The 15,092-nt window shown below is 32.3% G+C and carries 14 protein-coding genes; 8 read left to right on the forward strand and 6 right to left on the reverse strand.

All coding sequences use genetic code 11. The features are described 5' to 3' along the window. Positions 1 to 29: 29 nt before the first annotated feature. The 4 genes from OM075_RS15425 to OM075_RS15440 all read left to right on the forward strand — a co-directional run bounded on the left by OM075_RS15425 (position 30) and on the right by OM075_RS15440 (position 3,431). Positions 30 to 707 (forward strand): YggS family pyridoxal phosphate-dependent enzyme, encoded by a 678-nt coding sequence (locus OM075_RS15425; RefSeq protein ID WP_301191431.1) that lies wholly within the window; start codon positions 30 to 32, stop codon positions 705 to 707. 70 nt (positions 708 to 777) lie between these two features. Then, on the forward strand, positions 778 to 1,764 hold the full coding sequence (locus OM075_RS15430; protein WP_301191432.1) for a dihydroorotate dehydrogenase-like protein: 987 nt from the start codon (positions 778 to 780) through the stop codon (positions 1,762 to 1,764). Between the two features lie 254 nt (positions 1,765 to 2,018). Then, positions 2,019 to 2,951, forward strand: coding sequence for a hypothetical protein (locus tag OM075_RS15435; protein WP_301191433.1), 933 nt, complete (start codon positions 2,019 to 2,021; stop codon positions 2,949 to 2,951). Positions 2,952 to 2,972: 21 nt separating this feature from the next. Beyond that, positions 2,973 to 3,431, forward strand: a complete 459-nt coding sequence (locus OM075_RS15440) for a hypothetical protein (RefSeq protein ID WP_301191434.1) — start codon at positions 2,973 to 2,975, stop codon at positions 3,429 to 3,431. Between the two features lie 102 nt (positions 3,432 to 3,533). On the opposite strand, the gene OM075_RS15445 is transcribed toward OM075_RS15440, so the two are convergent. The 4 genes from OM075_RS15445 to OM075_RS15460 form a co-directional block, all read right to left on the reverse strand. Then, a complete protein-coding gene (locus OM075_RS15445; protein ID WP_301191435.1) occupies positions 3,534 to 4,913 on the reverse strand; it encodes an MATE family efflux transporter in 1,380 nt (459 codons plus the stop codon). 92 nt (positions 4,914 to 5,005) lie between these two features. Beyond that, positions 5,006 to 6,187 (reverse strand): MalY/PatB family protein, encoded by a 1,182-nt coding sequence (locus tag OM075_RS15450; RefSeq protein WP_301191436.1) that lies wholly within the window; start codon positions 6,185 to 6,187, stop codon positions 5,006 to 5,008. Positions 6,188 to 6,256: 69 nt separating this feature from the next. Then, a complete protein-coding gene (locus OM075_RS15455) occupies positions 6,257 to 7,114 on the reverse strand; it encodes a DUF3737 family protein (RefSeq protein WP_301191437.1) in 858 nt (285 codons plus the stop codon). Between the two features lie 282 nt (positions 7,115 to 7,396). After that, entirely contained in the window at positions 7,397 to 8,170 is a 774-nt protein-coding gene (locus OM075_RS15460) for a helix-turn-helix transcriptional regulator (RefSeq protein ID WP_301191438.1), read from the reverse strand. A 108-nt stretch (positions 8,171 to 8,278) separates the two neighbouring features. Here OM075_RS15460 and padC point away from each other — a divergent pair, with 108 nt between their 5' ends. From padC to OM075_RS15480, 4 genes are all read left to right on the forward strand, one after another. Beyond that, positions 8,279 to 8,794 carry a phenolic acid decarboxylase gene (padC, locus tag OM075_RS15465; RefSeq protein ID WP_301191439.1) on the forward strand — a complete coding sequence of 172 codons (516 nt, stop codon included), beginning with the start codon at positions 8,279 to 8,281 and terminating at the stop codon, positions 8,792 to 8,794. Between the two features lie 406 nt (positions 8,795 to 9,200). Beyond that, the gene (locus tag OM075_RS15470) at positions 9,201 to 10,373 is read left to right on the forward strand and encodes an iron-containing alcohol dehydrogenase (protein WP_301191440.1); all 1,173 of its coding nucleotides are present in this window, start codon (positions 9,201 to 9,203) and stop codon (positions 10,371 to 10,373) included. A gap of 118 nt (positions 10,374 to 10,491) precedes the next feature. Further along, positions 10,492 to 10,848, forward strand: coding sequence for a cyclophilin-like fold protein (locus tag OM075_RS15475; protein WP_301191441.1), 357 nt, complete (start codon positions 10,492 to 10,494; stop codon positions 10,846 to 10,848). A 119-nt stretch (positions 10,849 to 10,967) separates the two neighbouring features. Beyond that, positions 10,968 to 11,864, forward strand: a complete 897-nt coding sequence (locus OM075_RS15480) for a helix-turn-helix domain-containing protein (protein ID WP_301191442.1) — start codon at positions 10,968 to 10,970, stop codon at positions 11,862 to 11,864. Positions 11,865 to 11,954: 90 nt separating this feature from the next. Here OM075_RS15480 and OM075_RS15485 read toward each other — a convergent pair whose 3' ends face one another. Continuing rightward, entirely contained in the window at positions 11,955 to 13,904 is a 1,950-nt protein-coding gene (locus OM075_RS15485; protein ID WP_301191443.1) for a methyl-accepting chemotaxis protein, read from the reverse strand. Positions 13,905 to 14,187: 283 nt separating this feature from the next. Further along, positions 14,188 to 15,009, reverse strand: coding sequence for a DUF4249 domain-containing protein (locus OM075_RS15490; protein WP_301191444.1), 822 nt, complete (start codon positions 15,007 to 15,009; stop codon positions 14,188 to 14,190). Positions 15,010 to 15,092 lie beyond the last annotated feature (83 nt).

Genomic DNA, 15,092 nt, shown 5'->3' on the forward strand with positions numbered 1-15,092 from the left:
ATTTTGTAAAATAAAAGCAGAATAATATTATGACTATTGCTGAAAACATAAAAAATATTACATCCAAATTACCTGAATACGTAAAATTAGTTGCTGTATCAAAAACAAAACCGAATAGCGATATACTAGAGGCATATGAGGCAGGACAAAGGATATTTGGAGAGAATAAGGTGCAGGATTTAAGTCGCAAATTCGAAGAACTTCCCAAAGATATTGAATGGCATTTTATTGGTCATTTACAAACTAATAAAATAAAGTACATTGCTCCTTTTGTTTCATTATTACATGGAGTAGATTCATTCAAATTACTTAAAGCGATTAATAAAGAGGCTAGAAAGAACAATAGGAAGATTAATTGTTTACTACAGTTTCATATTGCAGAAGAAAGCACCAAATTTGGTTTTGACTACGAAGAAGTTACTGAAGCATTAGATTCTGAAGAATTTAAAGAGTTGGACAATATTGAAATTTGTGGTGTTATGGGAATGGCAACTTATACTGATGATACAGATCAAATTGCCAATGAGTTTGCCAATTTAAAAAACATATTTTTAAAATTAAAAGAACAGTATTTTTCTACTAATACTGCGTTTAAAGAAATTTCAATGGGTATGAGTGGCGACTACAAAATTGCCATTGAACAAGGTAGTACAATGGTAAGGGTTGGAAGCTCTATTTTTGGTGCCCGTAATTACGCTCAAAAGTAAATTATATTGTTTTTGGGACATTAGTGTACAAAAAAAATTATATTTGTTCATTGTAAAATACAATAATGATATGGCAAATTTAAATACTTCATACATGGGATTAAATTTAAAAAATCCCATAATTGTTAGTAGTTCTGGATTAACCAGTAGCATCGATAAAATTTCAAAACTTGTAGAAGCTGGAGCTGGAGCTGTTGTACTAAAATCTTTATTTGAGGAACAAATTAATTACGAAATTAATAACCAAATAAAACATGGCGAAGGTTATGATTATCCTGAAGCTATGGATTATATAGCTGGTTATACAAAGGATAATTCTGTTGGTGAGTATATCAAATTAATAAAGGAAGCCAAGGAAAAGTTCGATATTCCTGTAATTGCCAGCATCAATTGTTTTTCTGCAAATGAATGGATTGATTTTGCGAAAAAGATTGAAGATGCCGGAGCTGATGCTATAGAATTAAATGTTCATATAGTAAATACAGATAAAAATGTTGAAGCTGCTGTTATTGAAGGACTCTACTATACTATTGCAGAAAATATTGCTAAAGCAATAAAGATTCCTTTTTCAATTAAATTAGGCGACAACTTTGCTAATTTGGTGGCTGTAGTAAACAAATTATATGCTCTGGGAGCTAAGGGTGTCGTTTTATTTAACCGCTTCTACCAACCGGATATCGATATAAATAAATTGTCATTAACATCAGCGTCAGTATTTAGTACACCTTCTGATATCAGAAGATCGCTAAGATGGGTTGCTATCGTTTCAGATAAAGTTGATCAGATTGATGTATCTGCATCAACCGGTAATCATGATGGAGAAGCTGTTATCAAGCAACTATTGGCAGGTGCCTCTACAGTGCAGTTGTGTTCAACTATATATAAAAACGGGGCTCAAACAATTTCTTCTATTATTAATGAGTTATCTTATTGGATGGAAGACAAAGGTTTTAAATCAATTGATGATTTCAAAGGGTCAATGAGTTATAGAAAAATCTCAGATCCAGCACAATATGAAAGAGCTCAGTTTATGAAGTACTTTTCTTCATTGGATTAAGATTAAAAAAACTAAACATAAAAGCTTCTGGATAGTTGTAATTCAGAAGCTTTTTTTTTACATTTTACAACAAAACCTTTTGAAAACCCATTGTTTGTGAATTATATTTGATATTTTTATATTTCGGAATTATTAATTATGTAAAAATATATTTTGCATAATTTTTCATATAGCTTAAAAAAATATAAATCCTAGCAATTACATCTGACTGTAATTTTAAAATAAATACACTGTCAGAATAAAACTTTAACAAAATGAGAAAAACTTTTAATCAGGTTTCTAAATTATTTTTTGTTTTTACTCTAATTTCTTTGTTAGCAGCGTCTTGTGCTTCTGATGGCAAAAAGTCAGCTAAAAGTGAAGAGGAAAAAATTATTGAATCAGCTCAAGATGTTGATCCTAAAATGGTTGAAGACTTTAATAAATCAAAGCTGATTTTTTATTCTTTGCCTTCTCCACTTGAAACCGCAATGCTAATTAAAAGATCGGGAGCCAGATATGACGAGCAAATTTTAAATCCGACAGAGAATGTAACTAACTATAATACTAATTTAAAGATGGCACTAAATCTGGGTATTTATAGTGCTGATTTAAGTTATACCAGTCTTTTCGATCAAACACAATCGGCTATTAAATATATGGCATGTGCAAAGAAAATGGCTGAAGGATTAAGTATTTTAGATGCCATTGATGAGAGCACCATAAAAAAATTAGAAGATAACATGAATAACAGAGATGCTGTTATGGAAATTATCTCTGAAACATTTATGAACTCAAATGCCTATCTGAAAGAAAATGACAGACCAGCAATTTCGGTAATGGTATTAGTTGGAGGTTGGGTTGAAGGTCTTTATTTAGCAACAACGTTAACAAATGGATCTATGGATAATAACCAACGTTTAGTTGATAGAATTATTTACCAAAAGCTGTCTTTAATTACAGTATTAAATTTATTAGAATCATATAGTGATAATGAAGATATTGATTATTTACAACAAAAGATTGGTGAGTTAAAATCAATTTTTGAGGAAATTAAAATTGTAAATACATCAAAAGTCGAAGCTGAGACGGATTCTGAAAATAAAATAACTACTATCAAAGCTGATTCAGAAACTCATATGTCTAAAGAAGTATTTGATAAATTATTACAAAAAGTAGCAGAGATCAGAGCCGAATTTATTTCCTAATATTCTTGTAAAGAATAATCTATGATAAGAAAACAGTTTATTGCAAACATAGTTGGTTCCATTATTCTATTCCTTTTTATTATAGGAGTTGACGCAAATGCTCAATGTTTAAGCTTTGCAAAAAAAGTTGGAAAGCCAAAGTTAGGAAACTTTGTTCATGATGGTAATTATAATGCTACAACTTTGGGTGCTGGAGAAACTGCTGAATTATATAAAACCTTTTTTAAAGGTCAGAAATATAGAATTGCAGTAAGTAAAATTGATAATCTACCTGAAATACACTTTAGAGTAGTTAATGAGGATAATAAAACTTTATTTGATAACAAAGATCACGATTATACAGATGTTTGGGATTTTTCAGTAGAAACAACTCAAACCCTTGTAGTTAAAATAAAAGTATTAGATGATTATAATACGAATGAATTAAATTCTACAAATGGATGTGTCTGTGTTTTATTTGGTATTGAGAAAAATAAATAATTAGAAAGAATTTTGCAGGATAAATATACAAAGGCTCCATAAACATGGGGCCTTTTTTATTAATTAAACAAACAGAATTTGAGATCTATACTTGAAGGATTTTTATTCTTTTATCTTTTCAAAGGACTTGTTTAACCATTGACCCCGGTATAATCTAATGAGGAATATTAACCCTCTGAAGCATAATTCCACGCACATGGCAATCCAAACACCCCTCAAACCCATAATAGGTGCTAGTACGGCAGCTAATGTTAAGCGAACGAGCCATATACTTCCAAAGTTCATAATACTTGGTATAAAGGTATCTCCTACTCCTACAAATACTCCATAAGCAACAATAGAAGCTGCAAACATTGGTTCCGCAAAGGCTTCAATTCGAAGTGCCATAACTCCAAGCGATAATATTTCTGCATCCGGAGTCATAAACCCCATAATTAAAGGTGCTGCAATGTACATAATGGCTCCCATTAACGTCATAACAATCATACCCAGATAAACTGTAATATGAGCAAAACGTTTGGCCAGTAGTTTTTGTCTCGCGCCAAAACTTTGACCAACAAGAGTTGTGGCTGCTTCCGCAATTCCATAGCCTGGCATGTAGCATAAACTTTCGGCTGTAATGGCAAATGAATTTGCTGCTATGGATGCAACTCCTAGTGGGGCAACAATTACAGTAGATAATATCTGAGCGCCCATAATAACAGAGTGCTCCAGAGTCATTGGCACACTAATTCTAACTGCTTTTCTTAATATTCTGGCTTCAGGTCTGAAACTACCTTTTTCTGTGGTTAACCGTAAGTTCTTATCCTTAGTAAACAGGTACCATAACAGCATGATTGCAGTTACTAAATAAGCAATGGCTGTACCCAAAGCAGCTCCAACTACACCTAGATTTGCTCCGGGAACATAGATATCTAATCCCAAAACATTAAGTTCCCGTGATGGAAAAATCAGAAAAAAGTTAAATATCACATCCAGAAAGCACATTAAAACGTTCAGAATACTGGGAACATGTACATTTCCGCTACTTCGGAGCATACCACTTGCTAAAAAATTGAGTTGTAATGCTGGAAGTGATAGTATAAATATAAGAAAGTACCGAGAAGCATCTTCAACAATTGATTCATCTCCCCCCAACCACAGTGGTAATTTATGTGCTATGGATGCTCCAATTGCTACCATTACGAGACTGAAGAGCAATGAGGCCATTAACGATTGTCGTAATACAGCTCTGGCATTTTTGGGTTCACCGGCACCTATTAAATGCGCTACTTGTACAGAAAAACCTGCTGCCACAGTAGTACAAATTCCCCAGAACAACCAGGTAGAGGTAATGACAAGACCAATGGAAGCAGAAGCATGAGCTCCTAAACTTCCTACCATTGATGCATCAATATATTGCATGATCATGGATGATAGTTGTGCTATAATAGTAGGTATACTTAAAAGCACAACCAAATGCAGTTGTTGCTTGAATGTCATTGGTCGCTTCTTTTGAATCAGCGACAACAAATAATCACTTTTTTTCAATGGCTATCTTATCCGTGTGTTTTTACTTTATTTTTTTGAGTCGATTACTTTTCTGCAAGAATCTTTTTTAAAGCTTTTTCTGTTCTTTTTAATCCTTCGAACAAAGTATCTTTAGGACATGCTATATTTAATCGCATAAAGCCCTCTCCTGCTTTTCCATAGATAATACCTTCATTTAGTCTGATATTCTCAACTTCAATCATTTTATCTAGAAGTTCTTTCGAAGTCATATTTAAAACCGAACAATCAATCCACATTAAATAAGTGGCCTCAAGTGGTAAAACCGGGAATTCAGGAAGTTTTTCTGCAAAAAAATTCTTAACTATCTGGTAGTTATCCCAAAGATAGTCCTTCAAATCATCCAACCATATTTCTGAATCAGGATGTGTATAAGCGGCAATAAGTGCTTCAATAGCAAATGGGCTAATATCACAAACTTCATTAATATTTATGGCTTTATCAATTTTTTGTCTGATTTCAGGATTATAGGCAAGTATATTTGCGACTTGCAAACCTGCTAAATTGAAAGTTTTACTTGGTGCAATACATGTAGCAGAATTTTCAAGAAATTCCTGACCTAAAGATGCAAAAGGAACATGTGTATGTCCTTTATGTACCAAATCACAATGTATTTCATCTGATATTACAAAAACATTATTTTTAATACATATTTCCCCTACTCTTTTCAATTCTTCTTTTGTCCATGCCCTACCGGCCGGATTATGGGGATTGCACAATAATAAAACCTTGGCTTTTGGATCTGCAGCCTTTATCTCTAAATCATCAAAGTTTATAGAATAAGTACCATCAGCATAAACTAAATCGTTCGAAACACTTTCGCATTGGTTATTCCTGATAGAAGAGAAAAAACAATTGTAAACAGGTTCCTGAACAATTACTTTATCGCCAGGTTGAGTCATGGCTAAAATAATTGCAGAAACGGCTGGTACAACTCCAATTGTATAAATCATCCACTCCTTTTCAATTTGGAAGTGGTGCCTTCTGCTAAACCAGTCAATCACCGCGTTGTAATATGGTTCAGGTACATTAGCATAGCCAAATACTCCATGTTGCACTCTTTGGGCTAGTGCATCAATAATAGGAGGAGCTGTTTTAAAATCCATATCAGCTACCCACATGGGCAATACTTCGCTGTTTTTATTTGTATCCCATTTGTAGGAGTTACTTCCTTTGCGATTTACTATTTCGTCGAAATTAAATTTCATAAATGTCTATTCGAATTTACTTTATGTATTTAGGAATCCAGAAAGTCTTAATTATTTCATTTGAAGTGATTAAGCATTCACTTCATTTTTTACTTGAATCAAGCAATCTCCGGGTTTTTTACAGTTTTCATCAATAATAATCTCACCGATACTTTCTGCAATAATTTCTCCACTTCGTGGATTTTTAACACTTACTATAGGACTATTAATTTCAGCTTTCAATGTACTATATTCAAAGGCTAAATCAGCATCATCTTTCATAATACAGTTTTCCATTATTAAATTTTGTGCATAGCATAATGGTTGAGTTCCACTGATAACACAATTAACTAAACGTAAGTTTTTTGAGTGCCATCCTAAATACTCACCCTCAATAACTGAATCATAAACCGTTACATTTTCAGTATTCCAGAATGCATCTTTTGTTTTGAGATTTGAGTTGCGAATTTCTACATTTTTAGTGTACTGAAAACTATAGTTTCCTTGTAAAGTAAGGTTGTCTACTTTAATATTTTCGCAATTTTTAAAAATATAATCTCCATTCTGAACTTCTACATCCTTAAACTCAATGTTTCTGCACCACCATGTACATTCTTGTGCATCAGTTAATTTTACATTTTCAACATATAAACCATCAATTTCACGAAACATTTTAGGCGCTTCAACACGCGTATTAACCATACGTAAATCATCACAATACCAAATGGCAGCTCTACCTCCTTCTGTAAATAATGAATCATCAATTACAGAATGAGAATTGTGCCAAAATGGATATTTACCCATAAATACACAGTTTACTGCATGTATATTACTTGACTCCTTTAAAGCTGATTCTCCTGTATAAATTTTTACGTTTTGTAATTTTAAATTGTTTGATGCAAATAATGGTCTTTCTCCCTCAAAAGACTTGTTTTCTACTATATTCATTTCTTTAGTGTTTTTGTTAAATTTTACAGGATACAAATATGTAGGTATCTTATAAAATAAATTGACCATAATTACGGTAGTATTTACCATTATTACGGAACGTTGTTTTTAAGCCTCATTATCACCACATTCACGCTCTACATTCATAAATATAAAAGTATATTCTTCGGTAGTTAAAAGTAAACTTGTTCTACTCACTTGTATATAATCAGTAGTATTGGACAACGATTAATAATAGAATTCTAACGTTGCAGATAGGAATAGGTTCAATGCTATTTACAACTATTTTAATATTGAATTGGTAGCATTTTCATTAATGAAGTCCCGTGGTGTATATCCTGTATATTTTTTAAACGTTCTACTGAAATTACTGGCTGAATTATATCCAACTTCAAAAGCAACATCGGCTATATTATCTCTGTGTTCTGAAAATAATTCTATAGCATGGATAATTCGTAAGTAATTCAGGTAATTAACAAAGCTAATATTTTCTTTCTTAAACAAACGAGTCAAATTTCTAATAGTAAAACCAAATTCGTCTGCAACCTTTAATAAGGTAATATCTTCCTTAAAATTGCTTTTAAGATAATTTAAAACCAAAGCAAGACGTTCGTTTTTTGGTTCAATCAGACCTTTCACAGGTAACGAATATTGTTGTTTTGAATTAATGATCAATCCTAAAAATGAATCAATAAATTTGTAGAAAATAACATCTGTGGCAGGATCAACAATGTGGTTTTGCTTACTAATATATCTGATGTTTTCAATAATAAAATCGTTGGAATTGAGAGAAATATATTGCTCAAAATGAATATCAGAAGGAAAGTATATTAAAAACATTTTAACCTTCTCGTTTCTACTATATATATTATGTATATGTCCTTTAGGGATCAGACCAATAAAACCTTCAGGCAAAAAGAATTCTGTAGTATCCACCTTTACATGCGAAGTACCTTTTATCATATAAATTAATTGATGATGATAGGTATGCTTATGCGTTTTTAAAGTCAGATATTCAATATCTGTGGTTTTTAAAAATATTTTCTTTTGTTCCATCCAATATCTATTAATGTCCTTATTTGTCAATAATAGGTCTTTTTATACAATAAATAACATATTAAAGGCAAATATCTTTGTAATGTTTAAAACATAAATATAATTGACATGGAAAATATTAAAGATTTAGAAGAGTTTATAGGGGGTCATTTTATATATACATATGACAATGGATGGAATTATGAATTGTATGTAAAAAATGAAAATACAATAGATTACAGAATTCACAGTGGAATGGTTGGTGGTCGTTGGGTAAGAGATCAGGAAGTACATATTGTAAAATTAACAGATGGCGTATTTAAAGTATGCTGGACTGAGCCAACAGGAACTGATGTTAGTTTAGATTTTATACCAAATGAAAATAAATTACACGGTGTTATCTTTTTCCCAAAATGGGTACACGAACATCCTGAAATCACAGTACGCTATCAAAATGATTTTATTCCGTTGATGGAAGAATCTCGTGAAAAATATGAAACATACCCTAAATATGTTGTTCCTGAATTTGGTAAAATTTTCTTTAAAAAGAATGAAGGAGCAAATAATGAAAAAGTAGTTTCAGAAGCTCCATATGAAGGAATGATAGAAAAAATGGTAAGTGGAGAATTAAGTTTTACGGAATAATATCCTTTTCATTTCATACTTTCATTGTTTAAAATTTCAATATTAATAAGTGTTGCAGAATATTTTGCAGCACTTATTTTTTTGTGCTTTGATCAACCTGATTTATTAAAAAATACGCTCAAGCATACTATGCTACTTCCTAGGTAATTATAGATCATATTTCTCTTTACTAAAAGATATACAGAAAGCTGTCATAAGCTAAAAAACATCACTTTATCTTCCTATTTGAGTCTACCATTTACCTGAATTACTGAATTACTTACCTATATTCCGGAATGTAAATACCAAGATTAACACCCTAAAGAATAGTTTATTATGTTTGTATCGGAATTATATTTAAATCCAATCAACAAAAACACTTTTATTATAAAATATTGCCTGGTATGAGGCATTAATATAAGATATTATGAATTTAGATTTTACTTATCACAACCCAACAATAATACATTTTGGGAAAGATGCTTTAAATAATTTAAAAGCAGAGTTAGCTAATTATGGAGATACTATAATGTTGGCTTATGGTAAAGGTTCTATTAAAAAAATAGGTCTTTACGATCAGGTGGTTTCTATTTTAAAAGAATGTGGAAAGAACATTGTGGAAGTTACAGGTATCATGGCTAATCCAACTTACGAAAAAGTAAAAGAAGGTGCTAAAATTGTTAGAGATAATAATGTAGACCTTATTCTTGCTGTTGGTGGAGGTTCGGTTATAGATTGTGCAAAAGGTATTTCAGTTGCAGCATATTGCGAGGAAGATGCATGGACTAAATATTGGTTACAATTTAAACCTGTAGATAATAAAATTGTGCCTGTTGCATCTATCCTTACTCTTGCAGGAACAGGATCTGAAATGAATGGTGGTTCTGTAATCACTAACGATGATATGAAATTAAAGATGGGACGAGTGTTCCCTCCTAATGTATATCCTACATTCTCTATCTTAAATCCTGAGTATACATACTCATTACCGAAATATCAGATGGTAAGTGGTATTTTTGATATGATGTCGCACTTAATGGAAGCTTACTTTTCAGGTGAGGACGATGTAACTTCTGATTATGTGGTAGAAGGTGTACTACGTTCTATCATTCACAGTGCTAAAATTGCTATTGAAAATCCTGAAGATTACGAATCAAGAAGTAACCTGATGTGGAGTGCAACACTTGCTATGAATCCTTTAATGGGTTTAAGTAAACCTCAGGACTGGCAGGTTCACATGATTGAACACCAGATTGGTGCTTATACCGACTGTGCTCATGGTATGGGACTAGCTGCAGTATCACTTCCTTATTATCGTTTTATTTATAAAAACGGATTAGATAAATTTGTTCGTTTTGCTACTCAGGTATGGGGTGTTGATACAGAAGGAAAAACAAAAGAAGAGATAGCTCTTGCTGGTATTGATGCATTAGAAGCGTTTGTTAAAGAATGCGGTATAGTTATCAATTTAAAAGAGCTAGGAGCAACTGAAGAGATGTTACCTGCAATTGCAGAATCTACAGTTATTTTAGGAGCGTATAAAAAACTGACTTCAGATGATATTCTGGAAATATTAAAAGCTGCTTTTGTAGCAGAATAATTAAGATATGTTATAGTTAGAGGTGCATGTGGAGTTGTTGTTTTTGATTGATAATTCTTAAATAACAACTCCTTTGTTATAACTCAACTAATTTGAAATTGCATTAATATAAATTACAATGCCAACTCCAATTGTACTTAAAGTAAACGATACTATTATACCAGCAACTTTAAACGAAACCGTTGCTGCACAGGATTTTAAAAAGAGATTACCGTTTGTTGTTTCAGGATACAGATCAACATTTGACTATTGCTGTACTGCCGATAGCGGAAAATTTGATCCAAAAGAAAAACAAGCCGGATGGAAAAATGGTGATATCACTTTAGCCGGAGGCTGGTTTGCTGTATTGTTTGATGGTGAAGAACAATCAGAAAGTTACACTGACATTATGATTATTGCTCACATAGATGATGAGCATCTTCATCTGGTAAGAAGCTTACCACAGAACGTAACTTTTACCGTAGAATTAGCATAAAAAATAACAGCTCATAAAAGTATAATGAATTACCTGAAATAATAAAGTCGCTGAAAAAACTGGCTTTTTCAATTACATTCAAGTAAATAGTTCATTAAATTTGTAAAAAACATAGTGCCATGAGTAATATAACTAAAGTAGATTCTATTACAGAATACAACAATATGGTGGGAATAGAAACACTTCATCCTTTAGTAAGTGTTATAGATTTTTCCAAAGCAGAGCCATTTCACTATTCTAAAACTCACATGAATATTTATGCCATCTTTTTAAAAGATATTAAGTGTGGCAACATGACTTATGGCATCAATAATTATGACTATGAAGAAGGTACATTGATATTTGTTTCTCCAGGACAGGTTTTTGGTGTGGAAGGTGATGGTAAACCCAAAAAAGGAGCCGGAACAGCGTTACTTTTTCATCCGGATTTGATTCATGGAACATCATTAGGTAAGCACATTGATGAATATACTTTCTTTTCGTATGAAGTAAATGAGGCATTGCACTTATCTGCCAGAGAACGAGAAGTAATAAATGAGTGTTTTAAAAATATTACTTATGAGCTGGAACATGCCATTGACACTCATAGTAAAACATTAATTGTTTCGTATATAGAGCTTTTCTTAAACTATTGTAAGCGTTTTTACGAGCGTCAGTTTGTAACTCGTAACCATGTTAACAAAGATATTTTAGCGCGATTTGAGACAGTTTTAAAAGAGTATTTTGCCTCAGAGCAACCTCTTTTATCAGGATTACCATCGGTTAAATACTGTGCAGAAAAGTTATTTATCTCATCTAATTACCTGGGTGATTTATTAAAAAAAGAAACAGGAAAATCTGCTCAGGAGCATATTCAGTTGAAACTAATTGATGTGGCGAAAGAAAAGATTTTTGATTCAGAGAAATCTATTAGTGAAATAGCTTATGAATTAGGTTTTAAACATCCACAGCACTTTACAAGAATGTTTAAAAAGAGTGTAGGAATGTCTCCAAGTGAGTATCGCAATATGAATTAAGCTAATATTGATAAAAAAACAAAAACTCGACTTCTTTGATTTGAAATCGAGTTTTTTTATGCATTAATAAACAGGCTAATGTTTCTATCCTTATATTTTAAAGAAGTTAATCAATTTTGTTAAGGTATTGGAATTCTCAGAAAGCTTATCGATGTTATTTGAAATAGTATTGGCATCGCTTGCATTTTGTTGAGTGATATTATTTAATCCCTGAATAGCAGAATTAATTTGTTCAATACCTGAACTTTGCTCAATACTTGCAGCTGCAATTTCTTTAACTAAATCAGCTGTTTGATGCACCATTGGAACATGTTCACTTAACTTTACTCCAGCTTCCTGTGCTATATCCATACCCTTTTTCGATACCAGACTTATTTCGTCTGCAGCCAATCGACTACGCTCAGCTAATTTACGAACTTCGCCTGCAACAACAGAAAAACCACGACCATGCTCTCCTGCCCTGGCAGCTTCTACAGCAGCATTTAATGCCAATATATTGGTCTGGAATGATATATCATTAATTACAGTAACTTTTTGTGCTATTTCTTTTAAGTACCCAACACTTTCCTGCAATACATCACTGCTATTCTGAATATTATGAGCTGATTCATCTGATATAGAGGATGTTTTCTTAGCATTTAAGGTATTTTGCTCTACTGTACCTGTTATTTCTTCCATTGAGGATGAAATCTCCTCTAAAGAGGAAGCCTGGCTATTAGCACCATTGGCAATATTCTTTGATATTGATGTTAATTCAATGCTGGTATTATTAACTGTTTCCACCGTTGATGTAATTCCGGACACTGTATCTTTTAAAATCGTACTCATCTGATTTAAAGCAGATCCCAGTTCTGCCAGCTCATCTTTAGAATCAATAGGTATTGTGGAAGTTAAATCTCCTGAAGAAATATTTTTTGCATGATTTACCGCAATATCTAAACGGTTTGTAATGGTATTAGAAATCCATGTTATTACAAAATAAATACACAGAATCATTACTAATATGGCTATGATTATACCATTTCTTAATGCATAAAGACTAGTGAAAATTTCATCTGCAGGAATTTCAATCACCACATTATTGTAATTAACAGGATAATACTTATAAAACAAATATTTTTCAATACCTACACTGTCGTTAAGTACTACGTAACTTGCTTTATCTTCCATCTTTTCTGCAATCATTTCTTTAAATGCTGGTTTATCAACAATTGTAAAATTCTGAATCGTATGATGAAAAGTTATTTCACCACGTTGCGAAACCTGATAACAATGTCCTGTTTCATAGAATTTTTTGTGATAAAAAGCACTCCCTAACTTTTCTTCATCCCGCTCCTGGATTCCTGCAACTATGGCTCCATTGATGTTATTATTTTCATCTCTGGTAAACAAACGAATGGTTTGCACCCATTTACGGCCTTCCCAATGACTAAAAGTAAACACCGAGTCTTCTTCGCTGGCAATATGCCATAATCCTTCATCCCCAATTGGAAATGCAAAGGTTTCATTATTTCGCAGGGCGTCTCTGTTGTGACTACTATATATTTCAACCATGTAATCATCGGTTTTTTGGAAATAGATAAAAAACTCAACCCCCATACCTTTTAAAATCGGATAAATAGTTGAATCACCTTGTAATCTGGTTTCACCTCTGTACCATGCAGGAACGTTTATTATAGTATCTGTTTGGTCAGGTAAAGTGACCTGAAATTGAAATGTTTCTTTCCTACTTGTTTTAAAATCTCCCATTGAACTCAACTGGTTCAATGTTACTTGACCAAAATAACCTATTTTATCTTTGCTGGCATCAATTTCGTTTTGAGTAAATAATATCAAATCGTCAATGGTATCATAGCTATTCTGTTTTGCCTGTTCGAATATGATTCCTTTTTGATAGTTATATAATACTATACCGAGAATGATAATGATGATGCTTACTAATATGGATACTGAAAGTTTTATCCTTAATCCGATGGAAAGTGATAGTAATAAATGCTTTGGGTTAATGATGTTCAAACGTTTTTGTAAGATTTTTTTCATTTGATCTACTTTAAAATACCATTTTTTTAAGGGTATTTTGTTATTATAACAAGTAGTTTAAATACGATCTTACTTTACGTTAGTTTCATCTCAATAAAGATTCATCTGTTTGAATATTAGAGTCTAATGATTTACTATAAGTCTAATTCAAAACTAATATAGCCTAACAATTTCATGTTTTTATTACTTCTTCTAATGGCCACATGAAACTCGCTCAAATAGTAATCCACTTGTGTGAGAAAAACTTTGAATTGGTAGATCTCACGTTTTGGATTGTTCTTTTCTATTCAAAATGATACTTTTCTTCAATAGAAAAGGCTGTAAAGTAACCGAGTGCACTATTAGATATATTACCGGTTGGATTTGCAGGAGTTGATGCTATAATCGCAGCCAAATCTGATTGATCAATAATTTGCTGTGCCTGACTGATATATTCGTAGAAAGGTTGATCAATACTCAATAAATCTACTCTGTATAGGTTATTTGTCGTAGTATCGGTATCTGTCCAGATGGAAAAAACAGTATATAAACCGTCAAAATAATCGTCTGCATAATTCGAAAGATAACTACCTCCGCCATTTAGTAATTCTTCGCCTCTATACACTCTAACATAATAATAATTAGCAGTGTCGGCAGGATCTTTTATCTGGCAATTCATCATATTGTAGACACGGGTATGCCAGTTTTCTTTTGAAATCCAAACTGAATCAATTGGAACCGGAATAGGCATAGTGGATGATGCATGAAAAGTCTGATTGTCAAATTCAACGGATAGATCATAGGTATATCCGGGTGTTCCTGCAAAAACACTGATATATTCACCGTTATCAATTTCACTTAAGAGATATTCATTTGCCTGATCATCAGTTATGGTAACTGTAGCACCTGAAATAGCTGGACTTGCTGTAGGACTAAAATAATCTGAAGTATGCGAAACTCTCACTCTTACAGTATCATATTGATTACTCAAACTCCCTGTAATAACAACTTGAGGATTTGACTCATTAAGGTTAATATCTATAACTTCCTCGCAAGAGTGCAGAGCGATAAAAGCTATAATTACGGCAATCAAAAAGTAAAATATGTTTAAACATCTATGTTTCATATCCTCTAATTTATTTTCATTAACCTATGGAACATTCTATTTAGTCTTTCTTATTTGTAAAAATCGTTCTCATGGCTCATTTC

The organism is Plebeiibacterium sediminum, from assembly GCF_026013605.1.
GTDB classification, from domain to species: Bacteria; Bacteroidota; Bacteroidia; order Bacteroidales; family Marinilabiliaceae; genus Saccharicrinis; species Saccharicrinis sediminus.